This window comes from Streptomyces sp. NPDC039462 (genome assembly GCF_055639375.1).
On the sequence record NZ_JBVKAO010000005.1, the window covers coordinates 385,528 to 408,104 of the forward strand.

Genomic DNA, 22,577 nt, shown 5'->3' on the forward strand with positions numbered 1-22,577 from the left:
CGCGCGCAGTGGAAAGCGCCGCACCCCCTTCAGCTAGGAGAGACCGGTGTCAGACGTCCGTGTGATCATCCAACGCGATTCCGAGCGGGAAGAGCGCGTGGTGACGACGGGCACTACGGCCGCCGAGCTCTTCCCCGGTGAGCGCACCGTCGTCGCCGCGCGCGTGGCGGGCGAGCTGAAGGACCTGGCGTACGCCGTGGCCGACGGCGACGAGATCGAGCCCGTCGAGATCTCCTCCGAGGACGGCCTGAACATCCTGCGCCACTCGACCGCGCACGTCATGGCGCAGGCCGTGCAGGAGCTCTTCCCCGACGCCAAGCTGGGTATCGGCCCGCCCATCCGGGACGGCTTCTACTACGACTTCGACGTCAAGGAGCCCTTCACCCCCGAGGACCTCAAGCGCATCGAGAAGAAGATGCAGGAGATCCAGAAGCGCGGGCAGAAGTTCTCGCGGCGCGTCACCACCGACGACGACGCCCGCGTCGAGCTCGCCGACGAGCCGTACAAGCTGGAGCTCATCGGCCTCAAGGGCAACGCCGCGCAGGCCGCCGACGGCGCCGACGCCGAGGTGGGCGCCGGCGAGCTGACCATCTACGACAACCTCGACGTGAAGACCGGCGAGCTGTGCTGGAAGGACCTCTGCCGAGGCCCGCACCTGCCCACCACCCGCGTCATCCCCGCCTTCAAGCTGATGCGCTCCGCCGCCGCCTACTGGCGGGGCAGCGAGAAGAACCCGCAGCTCCAGCGCATCTACGGCACCGCGTGGCCGTCGAAGGACGAGCTGAAGGCGCACCTGGAGTTCCTCGCCGAGGCCGAGAAGCGCGACCACCGCAAGCTCGGCTCCGAGCTGGACCTCTTCTCCTTCCCCGAGGAGCTCGGCCCGGGCCTCGCGGTCTTCCACCCCAAGGGCGGCGTGATCCGCAAGGTCATGGAGGACTACTCGCGGCGCCGCCATGAGGTCTCCGGCTACGAGTTCGTGAACACCCCGCACATCTCGAAGGAGAAGCTCTTCGAGATCTCGGGTCACCTGCCGCACTACGCGGAGGGCATGTTCCCGCCCATCGAGTTCGACGAGCAGAACTACCGCCTCAAGGCGATGAACTGCCCGATGCACAACCTCATCTTCAAGTCGCGCGGCCGCTCCTACCGCGAACTGCCGCTGCGGCTCTTCGAGTTCGGCACCGTGTACCGCTACGAGAAGTCGGGCGTCGTGCACGGCCTGACCCGCTCGCGCGGCTTCACCCAGGACGACTCGCACATCTACTGCACCAAGGAGCAGATGCCGCAGGAGCTCGACACGCTCCTGACCTTCGTGCTCGACCTGCTGCGCGACTACGGCCTGACCGAGTTCGAGCTGGAGCTGTCCACCCGCGACGACTCCGACAAGTTCATCGGCACGGACGAGGACTGGGCGGAGGCCACCGAGGCGCTGCGGCTCGCCGCCGAGAAGCAGAACCTGCCGCTGGTGCCGGACCCGGGCGGCGCCGCGTACTACGGCCCGAAGATCTCCGTGCAGGCCAAGGACGCCATCGGCCGGTCCTGGCAGATGTCGACCATCCAGGTCGACTTCAACCAGCCCAAGCGGTTCAACCTGGAGTACACGGCCGCGGACGGCTCGCGCCAGCAGCCCGTCATGATCCACCGCGCCCTGTTCGGCTCGATCGAGCGGTTCTTCGGCGTGCTCCTCGAGCACTACGCCGGCGCGTTCCCGGCCTGGCTGGCCCCCGTCCAGGCGGTCGGCATCCCGATCGGTGACGCGCACGTCGCCTACCTCCAGGAGTTCGCCGAGAAGGCGCGCGCCCAGGGGCTGCGGGTCGAGGTCGACGCGTCGTCCGACCGCATGCAGAAGAAGATCCGCAACCAGCAGAAGGCCAAGGTGCCCTTCATGGTCATCGCGGGCGACGAGGACATGAACAACGGTTCCGTGTCCTTCCGCTACCGCGACGGCTCGCAGGAGAACGGCATCCCCGTCGACGAGGCCATCGCGAAGATCGCGAAGGCGGTCGAGGACCGCGTCCAGGTCTGACGTCACGGTGACACTGCGGTGAGCTCGGGCCCCGGGGACCTCTCCCCGGGGCCAAGTCATATGCTTCACCTCATGACGAGTGAGCCGGAGCAGCAGATCGGAGTCGGGTCGCAGGACGCCTTCCAGCGCCTGTGGACGCCCCACCGGATGGCGTACATCCAGGGCGAGAACAAGCCCACGGGCCCGGGGGCCGACGACGGCTGTCCCTTCTGCTCCATCCCGGCCAAGTCCGACGAGGACGGTCTCGTCATCGCGCGCGGCGAGCAGGTGTACGCGGTCCTCAACCTCTACCCGTACAACGGCGGCCACCTGATGGTCGTGCCCTACCGCCACGTCGCCGACTACACGGACCTGACGGGCCCGGAGACGGCCGAGCTCGGCGAGCTCACCAAGCAGGCGATGAAGGCGCTGCGCACCGCGTCCGGCGCGCACGGCTTCAACATCGGCATGAACCAGGGAGCCGTGGCGGGCGCCGGCATCGCCGCGCACCTGCACCAGCACGTCGTCCCGCGCTGGGGCGGCGACACCAACTTCATGCCGGTGGTGGGGCACACCAAGGTGCTGCCGCAGCTGCTCGCCGACACCCGCAAGATGCTCGCGGACGCCTGGCCCGCGGCTCTCTAGTCCGCGGGCCCTGCCCCGTTCGTACGCTCCGTCGGGACCGTACGATCCCTACGCGTCGTACACGTCCGCCTTCCTCGGCATCGGGTCCTGGATCGCCCCGCTGAGGAAGCCGGAGCGGGCGCCGAACTTCTCCGTGTTCACGCCGTTCTCCTCGAGGACCCTGATCGCCGCCGAGTGCACCACGCGCAGCACGGGCGTGGCGGCACGCAGCGCGTCGTCGGCCATGAAGCGGTGCCGCCAGGGCTTGTCCGCCCAGGCGTGCCGCAGGCCGAAGGGCTCGGGCAGGACCAGCTTGCCGCCGAGGTAGTCCAGGAGCGGCGGGTACCAGGTGAAGGGGGCGCGGACCGCGAGGCGCACGACCTCGTCGGCGTCGATTAGCGGCAGGTTGCGCGTGGTGGTCTCCCAGAACTTGATCGCCTTGGAGACCGTCTTCGTCTTCGGCGAGGGCTTCGTGGTGAACAGCGAGTGCACCGGGCCGAGGGCGTGGCCCGTGACCTCGATGCGGAGCGTCTCGTGCAGCACGGTCACCGTGATCAGCATGGTGATGACCAACTGGCCGTCCCAGAGCGTGAACTGCACGCCCAGGTAGTGGCGGTTGCCGCTGCCGAACTGCTGTTCGTTACAGATGCGCTGTATCTCGTGGCCGCGGATCTGGAAGGCCTCGACGTCCGTGCCGGTGGGGCGGGACACCGCCTTGGCGTTCTCCCCGATGGGGGAGACGATCCAGTGCTTTATGTCCGGGGTGGGGAAACCGCCGGTGTGCAGGGGGCCACGCTCCAGCATGCGCAGCTGGTCGTGCACCGCCCTTATGACGTCCCAGCTGCGGAAGGGGTGGATCTCCTTGGCCGGGTCGGCCGGCACCAGCTCCTCGGCCAGCTGCCAGCTGCCCCAGCGCGTGCCCATGCCCAATATGCCCTTGGGTCCTGCGTAGAACACGGAGTTGCTCTGCTGCTCCGCGGAGAGCCTCGCCAGGCCCTGACGGAGCCGCTCGGCGGCCGTCTCGCCGGGGCTGCCGGGCACCGCCTCGGGGATCTTCGCGCCGATGCCGCCGCCCGCGAGCAGGCTCGACCAGCGGTCGCGCAGGTCGCGGGCGGTGCGCTCGGCGATCTGCTTGGCCCAGAACCAGCCCACCACGGGGAGCACGATCGCCGCGCGCAGATACCAGGCCCAGAAGCCGTCGAACGGCAGCTTGAGGAGGGCGAGGACGGCGAGCACCCCCACGGCCACCAGGACGGCCGTCGCGAGCGCCCCAGCGCGCTTGTCCTCGCTCTTGGCGACCTGCCTGCGGATCGTGAAGACGACGAGCCAGACGAGCAGCCCCGGCAGGAAAAGCACCCCGCACAGGACCATCACGGCGGTCAGCCAGCTGTCGCGCTCCTTGCGGATACGGTTCGCCGCGAGGCAGTGCTCGACGACCGCCTGCGGCTCCGTCCCGAAGGACTGGATGAGGGGATTGCGGCCACCGCCCAGCATCCGCACCTGCACGGCCCGCGCGAACGCCTCGCCGAGGTTCGGCTTGCAGAGGGAGGAGAGGCCGGGCTTCACCTCGGACTTGTGCCACTCGCTGTTGGCCGCCAGGATGCCCTCGACATCGCCGTCGCGGTACGCCGCCGAGGCCAGGGCATGCGTCGCCGCCGTCTGTCCCGCGGCGCCCGAGAGAGGAACCTGGGCCCCGGGCCTGAAGTCGAATACATCGTCCGCCACTGCCGCCCCCATCGCCGCGACGCCTTCGCTGCTGCGGCTCTTCCCGACTTGCCTGTCCGGCACACCTGTTGCCGTCCGGTACACCGTTGATCAGGTCATCAGCGTATCGGGGAGCACCGACATCCGTCAGGGGACGGCGGAATGCCGCCCGCCCGCACCGGGCGGCGGGCGGCCCGCGCGCCGGGCGCTCCAACTACGAGCCGCCCCGCGCCTGTTCGCGGATCCGCTCGGAGAGCTGCGGAGGCATCGGCTCGTGACGTGCGTACGTACGGCTGAAGCGCGCGGTGCCCTGCGAGAGGGACCGCAGGTCCACGGCGTACCGGCCGATCTCGATCTCGGGGACCTCGGCCCGCACCAGGGTCCGCCCGCCCGCTGCCTGCTCGGTGCCGACCACCCGGCCGCGGCGGCCCGACAGATCGCTCATCACCGCGCCCACGTAGTCGTCGCCGACCAGGACCCGCACCTCCGCGACCGGTTCGAGCAGATGGATCCGGGCGCCGGCCGCGGCCTCGCGCAGCGCGAGCGCGCCCGCCGTCTGGAACGCGGCGTCGGAGGAGTCGACCGAGTGCGCCTTGCCGTCGAGCAGCGTGACGCGCACGTCGATCAGCGCGTACCCGGCGGCGACACCCTTCGCCGCCTGCGCGCGCACGCCCTTCTCGACGGACGGGATGAACTGCCGCGGGATCGCGCCGCCCACGACCTTGTCGACGAACTCGATGCCGCTGCCGCCGGGCAGCGGCTCGACCTCGATCTCGCAGATCGCGTACTGGCCGTGCCCGCCCGACTGCTTCACGTGGCGGCCGCGGCCACCGGACTTGCCGGCGAACGTCTCCCGGAGGGAGACCTTGTGCGGCACCACGTCGACCTGGACGCCGTACCGGCTGCGCAGCCGCTCCAGGGCCACGTCGGCGTGCGCCTCGCCCAGGCACCACAGGACCACCTGATGGGTGTCCTGGTTCTGTTCGAGCCGCATCGTCGGATCCTCGGCGACGAGTCGCGCAAGGCCCTGCGAGAGCTTGTCCTCGTCGGCCTTGCTGTGCGCCTGGATGGCGAGCGGCAGGAGCGGGTCGGGCATGTCCCAGGGCTCCATCAGGAGCGGGTCGTCCTTCGCGGAGAGCGTGTCACCGGTCTCGGCCCGGTTCAGCTTGGCCACGCACGCCATGTCGCCCGCCACGCACCGGGTGAGCGTGCGCTGCTGCTTGCCGAAGGGGGAGGAGAGCGCGCCGACGCGCTCGTCGACATCGTGGTCCTCGTGGCCGCGGTCGGCCAGGCCGTGCCCGGAGACGTGCACGGTCTCATCAGGGCGCAGGGTGCCGGAGAAGACGCGGACGAGCGAGATCCGGCCCACGTACGGGTCGGACGCGGTCTTCACGACCTCGGCCGCGAGCGGCCCGTCCGGATCGCAGGTGAGCGCGGGCCGCGCCTTGCCGTCCGGCGTGGTCACGGCCGGTGCCGGGTGTTCGAGCGGGGTCGGGAAGCCGCCCGTGACGAGCTCCAGGAGCTCGACCGTGCCGATGCCCTGGCGGGCGCCCTCCGCGGCGGGCGCGGCGGCGAGCACCGGATGGAAGATGCCCCGCGCGACGGCCCGCTCCAGGTCGTCCACGAGTGTCTTGAAGTCGATGTCCTCACCGCTGAGATAGCGGTCCATGAGGGACTCGTCCTCGCTCTCGGAGATGATCCCCTCGATCAGGGTGTTGCGTGCCTGTGCGATCAGCGGCAGCTGGTCCTCGCCGGGCTCGGACTCCTTGCGCTCCCCGGAGGCGTAGTCGAAGATCCGCTGCGACAGCAGCCCGATCAGGCCCGTGACCGGGGCGTGGCCGTCCGGCCCCTGCTCTCCGTAGAGGGGCAGATACAGCGGCAGCACGGCATCGGGGTCGTCGGCGCCGAACGCCTCGGCGCAGGTGCGGGTCATCTCGGTGAAGTCCGCGCGGGCCGACTCCAGGTGGGTGACCACGATGGCCCGCGGCATGCCGACCGCCGCGCACTCCTCCCACACCATGCGGGTCGCGCCGGTGATGCCCTCGGTGCCCTCCGCCGCCGAGACGACGAAAAGGGCCGCGTCCGCGGCGCGCAGACCGGCCCTCAACTCCCCGACGAAGTCGGCGTATCCGGGGGTGTCCAATAGATTGATCTTGAAGCCGCCCCATTCGACGGGGACCAGGGACAGCTGCACCGAGCGCTGCTGCCGGTGCTCGATCTCGTCGTAGTCGGAGACGGCGGTGCCGTCCTCCACACGACCCGCCCGGTTCACCGCCCCGGCGGTCAGCGCGAGAGCCTCCACCAGCGTCGTCTTGCCCGAACCGCTGTGGCCGACCAGCACCACATTCCGTACGGACGCGGGGTGGTCGGCCGACGCTGCCCTGCCGGCGGCTCCGGGGTGTGCGTTCGCCTTGTCGCCCATGCCTTGGCCTCCCGGTTACGTGCACGGTGAGGAGGCTCAGCCCCCTCGGGGATGCTGGCTGCTCGCGGACGCGCGGGGGCCGGGTGCGGGGCGGCCCCGGCGGCGCCCGTCATGCTTTCGAGCTTTCCACCCGGGTCACTCTGCGTCCATACGTCGTACGCGATCGTGAGGGGGCGAGCCGGTCCGTCAAGGGCGTGACTACGATGGGCCAGCCGGTGGCCAACGGGGCCACACGGCGCACCGAACCCTCGGGAAGGCCATGCTGAACAAGTACGCGCGTGCATTCTTCACGCGTGTCCTCACACCGTTCGCCGCGTTTCTCATCCGCCGCGGGGTCAGCCCCGACGCGGTCACCTTCATCGGCACCGCCGGTGTGGTGGCGGGAGCGCTGGTCTTCTTCCCCCGGGGAGAGTTCTTCTGGGGAACGATCGTCATCACCCTGTTCGTCTTCTCGGACCTCGTCGACGGCAACATGGCCCGTCAGCTGGGCCGCTCCAGCCGCTGGGGCGCGTTCCTGGACTCGACGCTCGACCGGGTGGCGGACAGCGCGATCTTCGGAGGCCTCGCCCTCTGGTACGCCGGATCGGGCGACGACAACATCCTCTGCGCCGTCTCCATCTTCTGTCTGGCGAGCGGCCAGGTGGTCTCGTACACGAAGGCACGCGGCGAGGCCATCGGCCTGCCCGTCGCCGTCAACGGCCTGGTGGAGCGCGCCGAGCGCCTGGTGATCTCCCTGGTCGCCGCGGGCCTCGCGGGCCTCCACAAGTTCGGCGTCCCGGGCATCCAGATCCTGCTGCCCATCGCGCTGTGGATCGTCGCGGCCGGCAGCATGGTCACCCTCGTCCAGCGCGTCGTGACCGTGCGCAGGGAGTCCGCGGAGGCGGACGCCGCCGCGGCCGCCGACGCGCAGGAGAGTGCGGCCGCCGACGCGCAGGAGAGTGAGGCCGCGCAGTGAAGGACCGACTCACCGACGGGCTGTACGGGCTCGGCTGGAGCACCGTCAAGAAGCTCCCCGAACCCGTCGCCGAACGGCTCGGCAGGACCATCGCCGACACGGTCTGGAAGCGGCGGGGCAAGGGCGTGCTGCGGCTGGAGTCCAACCTCGCGCGCGTGGTGCCCGACGCGAGCCCGCAGCGCCTCGCCCAGCTCTCCAAGGCGGGCATGCGCTCCTACCTGCGCTACTGGATGGAGTCCTTCCGGCTGCCGTCCTGGAGCAGGGACCGGATCACGAACGGCCTCGACGTCAAGGACGTCCACCACCTCACCGACGGGCTCGCCGCCGGCAAGGGCGTCGTCCTCGCGCTGCCGCACCTGGCCAACTGGGACCTCGCGGGCGCCTGGGTCACCACCAAGCTGGAGACCCCCTTCACGACGGTCGCCGAGCGCTTGAAGCCCGAGACGCTGTACGACCGCTTCGTCGCCTACCGCGAGAGCCTCGGCATGGAGGTCCTGCCGCACACCGGCGGCGCCGCCTTCGGCACGCTGGCGCGGCGGCTGCGCGCGGGCGGCCTCGTCTGCCTCGTCGCCGACCGCGATCTGTCCGCCTCCGGAGTCGAGGTCAAGTTCTTCGGAGACACCGCCCGGATGCCCGCCGGGCCCGCACTGCTCGCCCAGCAGACCGGCGCACTGTTGCTGCCCGTCACCCTCTGGTATGACGAGTCGCCCGTCATGAAGGGTCGCGTCCATCCGCCCGTCGACGTCCCCGAGACAGGTAACCGCGTCGAGAAGACGTCTGCCATGACACAGGCGCTGGCCGACGCCTTCGCCACCGGTATCGCCGACCATCCGGAGGACTGGCACATGCTGCAGCGACTGTGGCTCGCCGACCTGGAGCCCCGCTCCGACCAATCCCGCCGGGCGGGGGAGCCCTCGTGAAGATCGGCATCGTCTGCCCCTACTCGTGGGACGTGCCGGGCGGCGTCCAGTTCCACATCCGCGATCTGGCGGAGCACCTCCTCCGCCTCGGGCACGAGGTCTCCGTACTGGCCCCGGCCGACGACGAGACGCCCCTTCCGTCGTACGTCGTGTCGGCGGGCCGCGCCGTTCCCGTGCCGTACAACGGCTCCGTCGCACGGCTCAACTTCGGCTTCCTGTCGGCCGCGCGGGTGCGCCGCTGGCTGCACGACGGCACCTTCGACGTCATCCACATCCACGAGCCCGCCTCGCCCTCGCTGGGGCTGCTCGCCTGCTGGGCCGCGCAGGGCCCGATCGTCGCGACGTTCCACACGTCCAACCCGCGCTCCCGGGCCATGATCGCCGCGTATCCGATCCTGCAGCCCGCCCTGGAGAAGATCAGCGCGCGCATCGCCGTGAGCGAGTACGCGCGCCGCACGCTCGTCGAACACCTCGGCGGCGACGCCGTCGTCATCCCGAACGGCGTCGACGTCGACTTCTTCGCCGAGGCCGAGCCCAGACCCGAGTGGCAGGGCGAGACGATCGGCTTCATCGGCCGCATCGACGAGCCCCGCAAGGGCCTCCCGGTGCTGATGAAGGCGCTCCCGCAGATCTTCGCCGAGCGGCCGAACGCCCGGCTGCTGGTCGCGGGCCGCGGCGACGAGGAGGAGGCGGTGGCCTCGCTCCCGGCCGAGCTGCGCTCCCGGGTGGAGTTCCTCGGCATGGTCAGCGACGAGGACAAGGCGCGGCTGCTGCGCAGCGTCGACCTGTACGTCGCACCCAACACCGGCGGCGAGAGCTTCGGGATCATCCTGGTCGAGGCGATGTCCGCGGGCGCGCCCGTGCTCGCCAGCGACCTGGACGCCTTCGCGCAGGTCCTCGGCCAGGGCGCCGCGGGCGACCTGTTCGGCAACGAGGACGCGGAGTCCCTCGCCAAGTCGGCGGTGCGCCTCCTCGCCGATCCCGAACGCCGCGAGGGCCTGCGCGAGCGCGGCAGCGCGCACGTACGGCGCTTCGACTGGTCGACGGTCGGCTCCGACATCCTCGCGGTGTACGAGACGGTCACGGACGGCGCGGCGTCGGTCGCGGAGGACGAGCGGGTGGGGCTGCGGGCGCGGTTCGGGCTCACCCGCACCTGACGGTTCGGGCTCACCGCACCTGACGGTTCGGGCTCACCGCACCTGACGCGCCGCGGTGCTCCCGCCCGGCGGTCCGCCGCGCTCCGGCGCCCCGCGGGTGCCCGGTGGCGGGCCGGCGGTCGTGGGGCGACTAGCCTGAACATCCGTGACCTCCACTTTGATCTGGATCGCGGTAGCGCTCTTCGCGATCGGCCTGTACCTGAGCTGGACCGCGGGACGGCTCGACCGGCTGCACGCGCGTATCGACGCGTCGCGCGCCGCCCTCGACGCCCAGCTGCTGCGCCGCGCCTCGGTCGCCCAGGAGCTGGCCACCTCCGGAGTGCTCGACCCCGCCGCCTCGATCGTGCTCTACGAAGCGGCGCACGCGGCCCGGCAGGCGGAGGAGGAGCAGCGCGAGGTCGCCGAGAGCGAGCTCAGTCAGGCGCTGCGGGCGATCTTCGGCGAGGTGCAGCAGGTCGAGGCGGTGCGCGAGGCCCCGGGCGGGGACGAGGCGGCCACCGAGCTGGCCGCGTCCGTGCGCCGGGTGCCGATGGCCCGGCGCTTCCACAACGATTCCGTGCGCGCCGCCCGCGCCCTGCGCAGGCACCGCAAGGTCCGCTGGTTCCGGCTCGCGGGGCACGCGCCCTTCCCGATGGCCTTCGAGATGGACGACGAGCCGCCGACGGCGCTGGCGGACCGTGCGACTACGTAGAGGCACGAAAAGCTGGTCAGTACGGTCCGACCAGGGACGGCCGGACGGTCTGACCAGGGGCGTCCGGGGAAAATGAGCCACCGGTCATCCATTGGCCCTTGCTGTGGCCTGGTCGCCGGGCGTTTCCTCGGAGCTGTAGAAATCCTCTTCAGCGAGTGAGGTCAACTCCGTGTCCAGCACCCCTGACAGCACCAACCACACGCCCGAGACCGGCACCGCCCGCGTGAAGCGCGGCATGGCCGAGCAGCTCAAGGGCGGCGTGATCATGGACGTCGTCAACGCCGAGCAGGCGAAGATAGCCGAGGACGCCGGCGCCGTCGCCGTCATGGCGCTGGAGCGGGTGCCCGCCGACATCCGCAAGGACGGCGGCGTGGCGCGGATGTCCGACCCGAACATGATCGAAGAGATCATCGAGGCCGTCTCGATCCCGGTCATGGCCAAGTCCCGCATCGGCCACTTCGTCGAGGCGCAGGTCCTGCAGTCCCTCGGCGTCGACTACATCGACGAGTCCGAGGTCCTCACCCCGGCCGACGAGGTCAACCACAGCGACAAGTTCGCCTTCACGACCCCGTTCGTGTGTGGTGCCACCAACCTGGGCGAGGCCCTGCGCCGCATCGCCGAGGGCGCGGCCATGATCCGCTCCAAGGGCGAGGCCGGCACCGGCAACGTCGTGGAGGCCGTCCGCCACCTGCGCCAGATCAAGAACGAGATCGCCAAGCTGCGCGGCTTCGACAACAACGAGCTGTACGCCGCCGCCAAGGACCTCCGCGCCCCCTACGAGCTGGTCAAGGAGACCGCCGAGCTCGGCAAGCTCCCGGTGGTCCTCTTCTCCGCCGGTGGCGTCGCCACCCCGGCCGACGCCGCCCTGATGCGCCAGCTCGGCGCCGAGGGCGTCTTCGTCGGCTCCGGCATCTTCAAGTCCGGCGACCCGGCCAAGCGCGCCGCCGCCATCGTGAAGGCCACCACCTTCTTCGACGACCCGAAGATCATCGCCGACGCTTCCCGCAACCTCGGCGAGGCCATGGTCGGCATCAACTGCGACACCCTGCCTGAGACCGAGCGCTACGCGAACCGAGGCTGGTAATGACCACTCCTGTAGTGGGCGTCCTCGCCCTTCAGGGGGACGTACGGGAGCACCTGATCGCCCTGGCCTCGGCGGACGCCGTGGCCAGGCCGGTCCGGCGCCCCGAAGAGCTCGCCGAGGTCGACGGCCTGGTCATCCCCGGCGGCGAGTCCACGACCATCTCCAAGCTGGCCACCCTCTTCGGCCTGATGGAGCCCCTCCGCGCACGTGTGCGGGACGGTCTGCCGGTCTACGGCAGCTGCGCGGGCATGATCATGCTCGCCGACAAGATTCTCGACCCGCGCTCGGGCCAGGAGACGGTGGGCGGCATCGACATGATCGTGCGCCGCAACGCGTTCGGACGGCAGAACGAGTCGTTCGAGGCGGCCGTCGACGTCAAGGGCGTCGAGGGCGCCCCGGTCGAGGGCGTCTTCATCCGCGCGCCCTGGGTGGAGTCGGTCGGCGCCGAGGTCGAGGTGCTCGCCGAGCACGGGGGCCACATCGTCGCCGTGCGCCAGGGCAACGCGCTCGCCACGTCGTTCCACCCCGAGCTGACGGGCGACCACCGGATTCACGCGCTGTTCGTGGAGATGGCGCGGGGTAACCCGCGCGCGGGATCCTTGTAGGATCTCCGGGGATCCCCCCGGGGCCTTAAGGTCTGGGAGAGTTCGTACTGGTTGTTGGGTAACGCGAAGGAGACAGGCAGATGTCCGGCCACTCTAAATGGGCTACGACGAAGCACAAGAAGGCCGTGATCGACGCCAAGCGCGGCAAGCTCTTCGCGAAGATGATCAAGAACATCGAGGTCGCGGCCCGCACCGGCGGCGCCGACGTCTCCGGTAACCCGACCCTCTTCGACGCCATCCAGAAGGCCAAGAAGAGCTCGGTCCCGAACAAGAACATCGACTCCGCGGTCAAGCGCGGCGCCGGCCTCGAAGCCGGTGGCGCCGACTACGAGACGATCATGTACGAGGGCTACGGCCCGAACGGTGTCGCGGTGCTCATCGAGTGCCTCACCGACAACCGCAACCGCGCCGCCTCCGACGTGCGCGTGGCCATGACGCGCAACGGCGGCTCGATGGCCGACCCGGGCTCCGTGTCGTACCTCTTCAACCGCAAGGGCGTCGTCATCGTCCCCAAGGGCGAGCTGAGCGAGGACGACGTCCTCGGCGCCGTCCTCGACGCGGGCGCCGAAGAGGTCAACGACCTCGGCGAGACCTTCGAGGTGCTCAGCGAGGCCACCGACCTGGTCGCGGTCCGCACCGCCCTCCAGGAGGCCGGCATCGACTACGACTCGGCCGACGCCAACTTCGTCCCGACCATGCAGGTCGAGCTGGACGAGGACGGCGCCCGGAAGATCTTCAAGCTGATCGACGCCCTGGAGGACAGCGACGACGTGCAGAACGTCTTCGCCAACTTCGACGTCTCCGACGAGGTCATGGCGAAGGTCGACGCGTAAGCGCTCCCCGCGTTGAACGGGCCGACGGGACACACCCCGTCGGCCCGTCGCGTTGTCAGAGGGACCCGATAACCTGCACGGACAGGCAATGGGAGGGGCTTACGTGCGCGTGTTGGGGGTCGACCCGGGACTCACCCGGTGCGGTGTCGGTGTCGTCGAGGGCGTCGCCGGACGGCCGTTGACCATGCGCGGCGTCGGGGTCGTGAGGACCCCGGCCGACGCGGAGCTGGGCCACCGCCTCGTCGCCATCGAGCAGGGCATCGAGCAGTGGCTCGACGAGCACAGCCCCGAAGTCCTCGCCGTGGAGCGGGTGTTCAGCCAGCACAATGTGCGCACGGTCATGGGCACCGCCCAGGCCAGCGCCGTCGCCATGCTCTGCGCGTCCCGCCGCGGCATCCCCGTCGCCCTGCACACCCCCAGCGAGGTCAAGGCCGCCGTCACCGGCAGCGGCCGCGCCGACAAGGCCCAGGTCGGGGCGATGGTCACCCGCCTCCTGCGGCTCGACGCACCGCCCAAGCCCGCCGACGCGGCGGACGCCCTGGCCCTCGCCATCTGCCACATCTGGCGCGCGCCCGCGCAGAACCGCCTGCAACAGGCCGTCGCCCAGAACCGCCTCCAGCAGGCCATGGCCCAGCACGCCGCCAGGACCCCCACAGCGCAGACATCAGCCCAGAAAGGCCGTACCGCATGATCGCCTTCGTCAGCGGCCCCGTCGCCGCCCTCGCCCCCGATACCGCGGTGGTCGAGGTCGGCGGCATCGGCATGGCCGTCCAGTGCACGCCCAACACGCTCTCCACGCTCCGGGTGGGCCAGCAGACCAAGCTCGCCACCTCCCTGGTCGTCCGTGAGGACTCCCTCACCCTGTACGGCTTCGCGGACGACGACGAGCGTCAGACCTTCGAGCTGCTCCAGACCGCGAGCGGCGTCGGCCCGCGCCTCGCCCAGGCCATGCTCGCCGTGCACACCCCCGACGCCCTGCGCCGCGCCGTCTCCACCGGCGACGAGAAGGCGCTCACCGCCGTCCCCGGCATCGGCAAGAAGGGCGCCCAGAAGCTCCTCCTGGAGTACAAGGACCGCCTCGGCGAGCCCCTCGGCACCGGCGGCCCGGCCATCGGCAAGGCCGTCACCGCGGGCTGGCGCGACCAGCTGCACGCAGCCCTCATCGGCCTCGGGTACGCCACACGCGAGGCCGACGAGGCCGTCGCCGCCGTCACCCCGCAGGCCGAGGCCACCGAGGGCACGCCCCAGGTAGGACAGCTCCTCAAGGCCGCGCTCCAGACCCTGAACCGCACCCGCTAGCCCCACTGCCCCCGTACACACCCGCAGGCCACCCCTTGAACCGCATCGCGAGGCACACCGCATGAACTGGGACGACACGACCGACGAAGCTGCCGGCGCGGCCGAGCGGCTCGTCGGGCCCGCCGCGGAGCGGCTGGTGGATTCCGGCGCCGACGGCGAGGACCAGGCGGTCGAGGCCGCCCTGCGCCCCAAGGACCTGGGCGAGTTCATCGGCCAGGAGAAGGTCCGCGAGCAGCTCGACCTGGTCCTGCGGGCGGCACGCGCGCGTGGCGCCACCGCCGACCACGTGCTGCTCTCCGGGGCCCCCGGCCTCGGCAAGACCACCCTCTCGATGATCATCGCCGCCGAGATGGGCGCCCCGATCCGCATCACCAGCGGCCCCGCCATCCAGCACGCGGGCGACCTCGCAGCGATCCTCTCCTCCCTCCAGGAGGGCGAGGTCCTCTTCCTCGACGAGATCCACCGGATGTCGCGGCCCGCCGAGGAAATGCTCTACATGGCCATGGAGGACTTCCGCGTCGACGTCATCGTCGGCAAGGGCCCCGGCGCCACCGCCATCCCTCTCGAACTGCCGCCCTTCACCCTCGTCGGCGCCACCACGCGCGCGGGCCTGCTGCCGCCGCCGCTGCGCGACCGCTTCGGCTTCACCGCGCACATGGAGTTCTACGAACCCGCGGAGCTGGAGCGCGTCGTCCACCGCTCCGCCCAGCTGCTCGACGTGGAGATCGACCCGGCGGGCGCCGCCGAGATCGCGGGCCGCTCACGCGGCACGCCCCGTATCGCCAACCGCCTGCTGCGCCGCGTCCGGGACTACGCCCAGGTCAAGGCCGACGGCCGGATCGACCGCGACATCGCAGGCGCGGCCCTCGCGGTATACGAGGTGGACGGGCGGGGCCTGGACCGACTCGACCGGGCCGTCCTGGAAGCGCTGCTCAAGCTGTTCGGTGGCGGTCCCGTCGGCCTGTCGACGCTGGCGGTCGCGGTGGGGGAGGAGCGCGAGACGGTCGAGGAGGTGGCGGAGCCCTTCCTGGTACGGGAGGGGCTGCTCGCCCGCACCCCGCGCGGCCGCGTCGCGACGCCTGCGGCCTGGGCGCACCTCGGCCTGGTGCCCCCGCGCCAGACGGGCGGAAAGGGACAACAGGACCTGTTCGGGACGTGATGTCGGCGAGACGGCACCGCGGACATCGGCGAGAGAGCACCGCGGCCGAAGGACAACGGCGCGGATAGTCGACCCCTCAGGAACTGCGGTGCCATGCTGAGCGTTGTTCGTTAGGCGCGGACTCGCTTAGACTCCGCCGATGCCGCCCTTGCGGGCGGTGTACCCACCCCCATCCCAATGGCCGCTCACCTGCGCGGTCGTGCGAAGGAAACTCCGTCCCGTGAATATCGTGACCCTCCTCCCGTTCATCGTGCTCATCGGGGCCATGTTCCTGATGACCCGGTCTGCCAAGAAGAAGCAGCAGGCCGCCGCGCAGATGCGTAACGAGATGCAGCCCGGCACCGGCATCCGCACGATCGGGGGCATGTACGCCACCGTCAAGGAGGTTCACGACGAAGCCGTCCTCCTTGAGGTGGCTCCCGGTGTCCACGCGGTTTACGCGAAGAACTCGATCGGCGCCGTTCTCGCCGACGACGAGTACAACCGCATCGTGCACGGCACCGAGGACGACCTGAACGAGGACGAGGACGCCCCCGTCGTTCCGGACGACGCCTCCTCCCTGACCGAGACCGACGAGCCCGCCGCCGCTTCCGACGACTCGCCCATCGACCTCGGCAAGAAGGACGCGGCCGCCGGGACCGACGACGCGGAGCCGAAGAAGACCGACGGCGAGTCCGACGCGAAGTAGTCACGGCCGGGGCCCGTGGGGCGCGCCGCTCGCGCACCACGGGCCCCGGATCACGTGCATTTCGCGCCGAATCTCGACACCACTTCATGGCCGCCCGCCCGGGCCTCCCCGCACCGCAAGGGGGCAGACCGGACGCCGGGCGGTTGGACAGGGAGAACGAGAAGGTGGCAGCACCCAAGAAGGGCCGAAGGCAGAGCGCTCCGGGCAAGCCGGGACGCTCACTGGTCTTCATCCTGATCGCCCTCGTGGCGCTGACCGGGGGAATGTTCCTTTCGGGGCACACCACGCCTCGCCTGGGCATCGACCTCGCCGGCGGCACGAGCATCACGCTCGAGGCGAAGAACGAGCCCGGTCAGAAGAACGCGATCAACCAGACCAACATGAACACCGCGGTTGACATCATCAACAACCGCGTCAACGGCCTGGGTGTCTCCGAGGCCGAGGTTCAGACCCAGGGCGACAAGAACATCATTGTCAACATCCCCAAGGGTTCGAACGAGAAGCAGGCGCGCGAGCAGGTCGGCACGACCGCTCAGCTCTACTTCCGTCCGGTGATCACGCAGACCAGCGGCGCGCCCACGCCCGAGCCGTCCCCCAGCTCCTCGTCCGGGACGGACAAGGAGAAGGACAAGGACAAGGCCACCGACAAGGCGACGGACAAAGCCACCGGCAAGGCGACCTCCCCGACCGACAAGGCCTCGCCCCAGGGCCGCGCCGTCAGCGAGGCCCTGAAGGCCGACCCGACGCCGTCGGACAAGGCCAAGGACGGTGACGACGGCAAGAAGAACGACAAGGCGCCGACTCCCGACCCGGCCACCGCCAAGCTCCAGGAGCAGTTCACCAAGCTGGACTGCACGGACAAGAAGGCGCGCGTCAAGGCCGGCCAGGGCATCAAGCCCTCCGAGCCGACCATCGCGTGCGGCAAGAGCACCGACGGCAAGTCCTGGGACAAGTTCATCCTCGCCCCGGCCGAGGTGAACGGCAAGGACGTCAAGAAGGCCCAGGCGGTCATCAACCAGTCGTCCGGTGCCTGGGTCGTCAACATGGACTTCACCAAGGACGGCTCGAAGAAGTTCTCCAAGGTCACCAGCAAGCTCTCGCAGCAGCAGCCCCCGCAGAACCAGTTCGCGATCGTCCTCGACGGTGACGTGGTCTCCGCCCCCAGCGTCAACACGACCCTGAGCTCCAACGCCGAGATCTCCGGCAGCTTCACCCAGCAGTCCGCGAAGGACCTGGCGAACGTCCTGTCGTACGGCGCCCTGCCGCTCACCTTCCACGAGCAGAGCGTCACCACGGTCAGCCCGGCCCTCGGTGGCGAGCAGCTGGAGGCGGGCCTCATCGCGGGCGCCATCGGCCTCGCGCTGGTCATCGTCTACCTGGTGGCCTACTACCGCGGTCTCTCGCTCATCGCCATCGCGAGCCTTCTGGTCTCCGCGGCGCTGACGTACACGATCATGACGCTGCTCGGCCCGACCATTAAGTTCGCGCTGAACCTGCCCGCGGTCTGCGGTGCGATCGTCGCGATCGGCATCACGGCGGACTCGTTCATCGTGTTCTTCGAGCGCGTGCGGGACGAGATCCGCGAGGGCCGCACGCTGCGTCCCGCCGTCGAGCGGGGCTGGCCGCGCGCCCGGCGCACCATCCTGGTCTCCGACTTCGTGTCGTTCCTCGCCGCCGCCGTGCTCTTCGTGGTCACGGTCGGCAAGGTGCAGGGCTTCGCGTTCACGCTCGGCCTGACCACGCTGCTCGACGTCGTCGTCGTCTTCTTCTTCACGAAGCCGCTGATGACGCTCATGGCCCGCAAGAAGTTCTTCGCCAATGGCCACAAGTGGTCCGGCCTCGACCCGGAGCGGCTCGGCGCCAAGCCCCCGCTGCGCCGGTCCCGCCGCGTCACCGCTCCCCCCGCCGGCCCTGTCGACCCGAAGGAGGCGTGAGATGTCGAAGCTCGGCAATCTCGGCGCCAGGCTCTACCGCGGTGAGGTCGGCTACGACTTCGTCGGCAAGCGCAAGATCTGGTACGGCATCTCGATACTGATCACCATCACGGCCATCGTCGGCCTGGCGGTGCGCGGCCTGAACATGGGCATCGAGTTCGAGGGCGGCGCCGTCTTCAACACCCCGAAGACGAGCGTCTCGGTCTCCCAGGCCGAGGAGTCCGCGGAGAAGGCGTCCGGCCACGACGCGATCGTCCAGAAGCTGGGCGACGACGCGATGCGCATCCAGATCGCGGGCGTGGACATCAAGAAGTCCGACCAGATCAAGAAGGCGCTCGCCGAGGACCTGGACGTCAAGGCCGCCGACATCAACGCCGACCTGGTGGGCCCCAGTTGGGGTGAGCAGATCGCCAACAAGGCCTGGCAGGGCCTGGCGATCTTCATGGTGCTCGTGGTGATCTACCTCGCCATCGCCTTCGAGTGGCGGATGGCGCTCGCGGCACTGATCGCGCTGATCCACGACATCACCATCACCGTGGGTGTCTACGCACTGGTCGGCTTCGAGGTCACCCCGGGTACGGTGATCGGTCTGCTGACCATCCTCGGTTACTCGCTCTACGACACCGTGGTGGTCTTCGACAGCTTGAAGGAGCAGTCGAAGGACATCACCAAGCAGACGAGGTACACCTACAGCGAACTCGCCAACCGCAGCATCAACGGCACCCTGGTCCGCTCCATCAACACCACGGTCGTCGCGCTGCTCCCGGTGGCGGGCCTGCTCTTCATCGGTGGCGGTGTCCTGGGCGCCGGCATGCTCAACGACATCTCGCTGTCGCTGTTCGTCGGCCTCGCGGCCGGTGCGTACTCCTCGATCTTCATCGCCACGCCGCTCGTCGCCGACTTCAAGGAGCGCGAGCCGCAGATGAAGGCCCTCAAGAAGCGGGTGCTCGCCAAGCGCGCGGCGGCCGCGGCCAAGGGCGAGTCGGCGGAGGCGCCGGAGCCCGCCGGTGACGAGGAGCCGCAGGACACCGTGGTCGGTGACGCCACCCCGGCCGTCGTCGGTCCCCGCTCGCAGCCCTCGTCGCGCGGCCGCGGCAAGGGCCGTCCTTCCGGGAAGCGCCGATGACCGAGCTCGCAGGCGTCACGGAGCTGCTGCTCAGCCGCATCCGCGACGTCCCGGACTACCCGGTGCCGGGCGTGATGTTCAAGGACATCACGCCGCTGCTCGCCGACCCGGTGGCGTTCGCCGCGCTCACGGAGACGCTCGCCGACCTCAGCGTGCGGCACGGCGCCACGAAGATCGTCGGCCTGGAGGCCCGCGGCTTCATCCTCGGCGCCCCGGTCGCGGTCCGCGCCGGGCTCGGCTTCGTCCCCGTACGCAAGGCGGGCAAGCTCCCCGGAGCGACGCTGAAGCAGAGCTACGACCTGGAGTACGGCAGCGCCGAGATCGAAGTGCACGCCGAGGACCTGGACGCGGGCGACCGCGTCATGGTCATCGACGACGTCCTCGCCACCGGTGGCACCGCGGCGGCCTCGCTGGACCTGATCCGCCGCTCGGGCGCCGAGGTGGCCGGTGTCGCGGTCCTCATGGAGCTCGGCTTCCTCGACGGCCGCCAGAAGCTGGCGCAGGCCTTGGGCGGGGCACCGCTGGAGGCGCTGATCACCGTCTGAGCGACGGTCCGCAGGACGGCACGACGGGCGTTCCGGTATCCACCGGGGCGCCCGTCGTCGTCCGGGCCGGTTCCCGCCTGGACAGGCTCGGGAATCGAGCCCTCGCCTCGCGCGTTTCTCCAGTACAGAGCTGTCTCACCGGCCCAGGGCGAGCCGACGGTCCAGGATCGATACCATGGACTCTTCGGGGCCTGACCGGGGGACCCCGATCGCGCACAGGGAGCGCTCTTGCCAGACGAGTCCCAGCCACTCACCGCCGCCAAGGCCGCGCAGCAGGCCCAGCAGGCCTCGGCGGGGTCAGCCGCGCCCGCGAAGAAGGCAGAAGGCGGGCAGGGCGGCACGTCCGCGCAGCGCGCCCAGGCAGAGGTCGCCCGGGGCGACAAACCGGCCGAGCAGCCCCGCCCGAAGCCGCCCGCGGACCACCACCCGACGGCCCCCGCGATCCGGCCCGCCACCGGCCAGCCCGCGCGCACGGGCTCCTCCAACCGCGTCCGGGCCCGGCTCGCCCGGCTCGGCGTCCAGCGTTCGAACCCGTACAACCCGGTCCTTGAGCCCCTGCTGCGCATAGTGCGCAGCAACGACCCCAAGATCGAGACGTCCACGCTCCGCCAGATCGAGCGGGCCTACCAGGTCGCCGAGCGCTGGCACCGCGGCCAGAAGCGCAAGAGCGGCGACCCGTACATCACGCACCCGCTCGCCGTGACGACCATCCTCGCCGAGCTGGGCATGGACCCCGCCACCCTGATGGCGGGCCTGCTCCACGACACCGTCGAGGACACCGAGTACGGCCTGGACACCCTCAAGCGCGACTTCGGCGACCAGGTCGCGCTGCTCGTCGACGGCGTCACCAAGCTGGACAAGGTCAAGTTCGGCGAGGCCGCGCAGGCCGAGACCGTGCGCAAGATGGTCGTCGCCATGGCCAAGGACCCCCGCGTCCTCGTCATCAAGCTCGCCGACCGCCTGCACAACATGCGCACGATGCGGTACCTCAAGCGCGAGAAGCAGGAGAAGAAGGCCCGGGAGACCCTGGAGATCTACGCTCCGCTGGCGCACCGCCTGGGGATGAACACCATCAAGTGGGAGCTGGAGGACCTCGCCTTCGCGATCCTCTACCCCAAGATGTACGACGAGATCGTGCGCCTCGTCGCCGAGCGGGCCCCCAAGCGCGACGAGTACCTCGCCATAGTGACCGACGAGGTCCAGGCCGACCTCAGGTCCGCCCGCATCAAGGCCACCGTCACCGGCCGCCCGAAGCACTACTACAGCGTCTACCAGAAGATGATCGTCCGCGGCCGTGACTTCGCGGAGATCTACGACCTGGTGGGCATTCGGGTACTCGTCGACACCGTGCGCGACTGTTACGCCGCACTCGGCACCGTCCACGCGCGATGGAACCCGGTCCCCGGCCGGTTCAAGGACTACATCGCGATGCCGAAGTTCAACATGTACCAGTCGCTGCACACGACGGTCATCGGCCCCAACGGCAAGCCCGTCGAGCTCCAAATCCGTACGTTCGACATGCATCGCCGCGCCGAGTACGGCATCGCCGCGCACTGGAAGTACAAGCAGGAGGCCGTCGCCGGTGCCTCCAAGGTGCGCACCGACGTGCCGAGGAAGGCCGGCGGCAAGGACGACCACCTCAACGACATGGCGTGGCTGCGCCAGCTCCTCGACTGGCAGAAGGAGACCGAGGACCCCAGCGAGTTCCTGGAGTCGCTGCGCTTCGACCTGTCGCGCAACGAAGTCTTCGTGTTCACGCCGAAGGGCGACGTCATAGCGCTGCCGGCGGGCGCCACCCCCGTCGACTTCTCGTACGCGGTGCACACCGAGGTCGGCCACCGCACCATAGGCGCGCGGGTCAACGGCCGTCTCGTACCGCTCGAATCGACCCTGGACAACGGCGACCTGGTGGAGGTCTTCACCTCCAAGGCCGCGGGCGCGGGCCCGTCCCGCGACTGGCTCGGCTTCGTCAAGTCGCCCCGGGCGCGCAACAAGATCCGCGCGTGGTTCTCCAAGGAGCGCCGCGACGAGGCCATCGAGCAGGGCAAGGACGCCATCGCGCGGGCCATGCGCAAGCAGAACCTGCCGATCCAGCGCATCCTCACGGGCGACTCCCTGGTCACCCTCGCCCACGAGATGCGCTACCCCGACATCTCGTCGCTGTACGCGGCGATCGGCGAGGGCCACGTCACCGCCCAGTCCGTGGTGCAGAAGCTCGTCCAGGCGCTCGGCGGCGAGGAAGCCGCCAACGAGGACATCGCCGAGAGCGCGCCGCCCTCGCGCGGCCGCAGCAAGCGCCGCTCCAACGCCGACCCGGGTGTCGTCGTCAAGGGCGTCGAGGACGTGTGGGTCAAGCTGGCCCGCTGCTGCACGCCCGTCCCCGGCGACCCCATCATCGGCTTCGTCACGCGCGGCAGCGGAGTGTCGGTCCACCGCAGCGACTGCGTGAACGTGGACTCGCTCTCCCGCGAGCCCGAGCGGATCCTGGAAGTCGAGTGGGCGCCCACCCAGTCGTCGGTCTTCCTGGTCGCCATCCAGGTCGAGGCCCTGGACCGCTCGCGCCTCCTGTCGGACGTCACGCGCATCCTCTCGGACCAGCACGTGAACATCCTGTCGGCGGCCGTGCAGACCTCCCGCGACCGCGTCGCCACATCCCGCTTCACCTTCGAGATGGGCGACCCCAAGCACCTCGGCCACGTGCTCAAGGCGGTCAGGGGCGTCGAGGGCGTGTACGACGTCTACCGGGTGACGTCGGCGCGCAGGCCGTAAACGCAGTACTACGTAGAGGGGCTCCCGCACACGATGTGCGGGAGCCCCTCTACGTAG

General features: G+C 70.2%; 19 protein-coding genes. 17 read left to right on the forward strand and 2 right to left on the reverse strand.

The features are described from left to right. Positions 1 to 46 precede the first annotated feature (46 nt). Both thrS and ACZ7LU_RS27550 read left to right on the forward strand, forming a co-directional pair. On the forward strand, positions 47 to 2,026 hold the full coding sequence (gene thrS, locus ACZ7LU_RS27545; RefSeq protein WP_471918290.1) for a threonine--tRNA ligase: 1,980 nt from the start codon (positions 47 to 49) through the stop codon (positions 2,024 to 2,026). A 60-nt stretch (positions 2,027 to 2,086) separates the two neighbouring features. Continuing rightward, complete coding sequence (locus ACZ7LU_RS27550) at positions 2,087 to 2,650, forward strand: HIT family protein (RefSeq protein WP_398310906.1); 564 nt, start codon at positions 2,087 to 2,089, stop codon at positions 2,648 to 2,650. Between the two features lie 48 nt (positions 2,651 to 2,698). On the opposite strand, the gene ACZ7LU_RS27555 is transcribed toward ACZ7LU_RS27550, so the two are convergent. Next, the gene (locus ACZ7LU_RS27555; protein WP_398311267.1) at positions 2,699 to 4,366 is read right to left on the reverse strand and encodes a hypothetical protein; all 1,668 of its coding nucleotides are present in this window, start codon (positions 4,364 to 4,366) and stop codon (positions 2,699 to 2,701) included. A 181-nt stretch (positions 4,367 to 4,547) separates the two neighbouring features. Further along, positions 4,548 to 6,755, reverse strand: coding sequence for an elongation factor G-like protein EF-G2 (locus tag ACZ7LU_RS27560; protein WP_398310903.1), 2,208 nt, complete (start codon positions 6,753 to 6,755; stop codon positions 4,548 to 4,550). Positions 6,756 to 7,014: 259 nt separating this feature from the next. Here ACZ7LU_RS27560 and pgsA point away from each other — a divergent pair, with 259 nt between their 5' ends. The 15 genes from pgsA to ACZ7LU_RS27635 all read left to right on the forward strand — a co-directional run bounded on the left by pgsA (position 7,015) and on the right by ACZ7LU_RS27635 (position 22,520). Next, entirely contained in the window at positions 7,015 to 7,710 is a 696-nt protein-coding gene (gene pgsA, locus ACZ7LU_RS27565) for a phosphatidylinositol phosphate synthase (RefSeq protein ID WP_471918291.1), read from the forward strand. Then, positions 7,707 to 8,630, forward strand: coding sequence for a phosphatidylinositol mannoside acyltransferase (locus tag ACZ7LU_RS27570; protein WP_471918292.1), 924 nt, complete (start codon positions 7,707 to 7,709; stop codon positions 8,628 to 8,630). Before pgsA ends, ACZ7LU_RS27570 begins: the two co-directional genes overlap by 4 nt. Continuing rightward, entirely contained in the window at positions 8,627 to 9,787 is a 1,161-nt protein-coding gene (locus ACZ7LU_RS27575; RefSeq protein WP_471918293.1) for a glycosyltransferase family 4 protein, read from the forward strand. Before ACZ7LU_RS27570 ends, ACZ7LU_RS27575 begins: the two co-directional genes overlap by 4 nt. A 145-nt stretch (positions 9,788 to 9,932) precedes the next feature. After that, complete coding sequence (locus ACZ7LU_RS27580; RefSeq protein ID WP_398310893.1) at positions 9,933 to 10,478, forward strand: hypothetical protein; 546 nt, start codon at positions 9,933 to 9,935, stop codon at positions 10,476 to 10,478. A 169-nt stretch (positions 10,479 to 10,647) separates the two neighbouring features. Further along, positions 10,648 to 11,562, forward strand: a complete 915-nt coding sequence (gene pdxS / locus ACZ7LU_RS27585; RefSeq protein WP_398310890.1) for a pyridoxal 5'-phosphate synthase lyase subunit PdxS — start codon at positions 10,648 to 10,650, stop codon at positions 11,560 to 11,562. Continuing rightward, positions 11,562 to 12,167, forward strand: a complete 606-nt coding sequence (gene pdxT, locus ACZ7LU_RS27590; protein WP_398310887.1) for a pyridoxal 5'-phosphate synthase glutaminase subunit PdxT — start codon at positions 11,562 to 11,564, stop codon at positions 12,165 to 12,167. The genes pdxS and pdxT overlap by 1 nt, the downstream gene beginning before the upstream one ends. A gap of 80 nt (positions 12,168 to 12,247) precedes the next feature. After that, positions 12,248 to 13,000 carry a YebC/PmpR family DNA-binding transcriptional regulator gene (locus ACZ7LU_RS27595; RefSeq protein WP_362999325.1) on the forward strand — a complete coding sequence of 251 codons (753 nt, stop codon included), beginning with the start codon at positions 12,248 to 12,250 and terminating at the stop codon, positions 12,998 to 13,000. A gap of 103 nt (positions 13,001 to 13,103) precedes the next feature. Then, positions 13,104 to 13,691 (forward strand): crossover junction endodeoxyribonuclease RuvC, encoded by a 588-nt coding sequence (gene ruvC, locus ACZ7LU_RS27600; protein ID WP_468717712.1) that lies wholly within the window; start codon positions 13,104 to 13,106, stop codon positions 13,689 to 13,691. Further along, complete coding sequence (gene ruvA / locus ACZ7LU_RS27605) at positions 13,688 to 14,299, forward strand: Holliday junction branch migration protein RuvA (RefSeq protein WP_398310878.1); 612 nt, start codon at positions 13,688 to 13,690, stop codon at positions 14,297 to 14,299. Before ruvC ends, ruvA begins: the two co-directional genes overlap by 4 nt. 61 nt (positions 14,300 to 14,360) lie before the next feature. Beyond that, positions 14,361 to 15,458 carry a Holliday junction branch migration DNA helicase RuvB gene (ruvB, locus tag ACZ7LU_RS27610; protein ID WP_468316330.1) on the forward strand — a complete coding sequence of 366 codons (1,098 nt, stop codon included), beginning with the start codon at positions 14,361 to 14,363 and terminating at the stop codon, positions 15,456 to 15,458. A 220-nt stretch (positions 15,459 to 15,678) separates the two neighbouring features. Next, the gene (yajC, locus tag ACZ7LU_RS27615; protein WP_468092485.1) at positions 15,679 to 16,146 is read left to right on the forward strand and encodes a preprotein translocase subunit YajC; all 468 of its coding nucleotides are present in this window, start codon (positions 15,679 to 15,681) and stop codon (positions 16,144 to 16,146) included. A gap of 164 nt (positions 16,147 to 16,310) precedes the next feature. After that, entirely contained in the window at positions 16,311 to 18,080 is a 1,770-nt protein-coding gene (gene secD, locus ACZ7LU_RS27620) for a protein translocase subunit SecD (RefSeq protein ID WP_471918294.1), read from the forward strand. Between the two features lies 1 nt (position 18,081). Then, positions 18,082 to 19,206, forward strand: coding sequence for a protein translocase subunit SecF (gene secF / locus ACZ7LU_RS27625; RefSeq protein ID WP_471918295.1), 1,125 nt, complete (start codon positions 18,082 to 18,084; stop codon positions 19,204 to 19,206). Then, positions 19,203 to 19,751 (forward strand): adenine phosphoribosyltransferase, encoded by a 549-nt coding sequence (locus ACZ7LU_RS27630; RefSeq protein ID WP_398310863.1) that lies wholly within the window; start codon positions 19,203 to 19,205, stop codon positions 19,749 to 19,751. Before secF ends, ACZ7LU_RS27630 begins: the two co-directional genes overlap by 4 nt. A gap of 228 nt (positions 19,752 to 19,979) precedes the next feature. Then, the gene (locus tag ACZ7LU_RS27635; RefSeq protein WP_398310860.1) at positions 19,980 to 22,520 is read left to right on the forward strand and encodes a RelA/SpoT family protein; all 2,541 of its coding nucleotides are present in this window, start codon (positions 19,980 to 19,982) and stop codon (positions 22,518 to 22,520) included. Positions 22,521 to 22,577 lie beyond the last annotated feature (57 nt).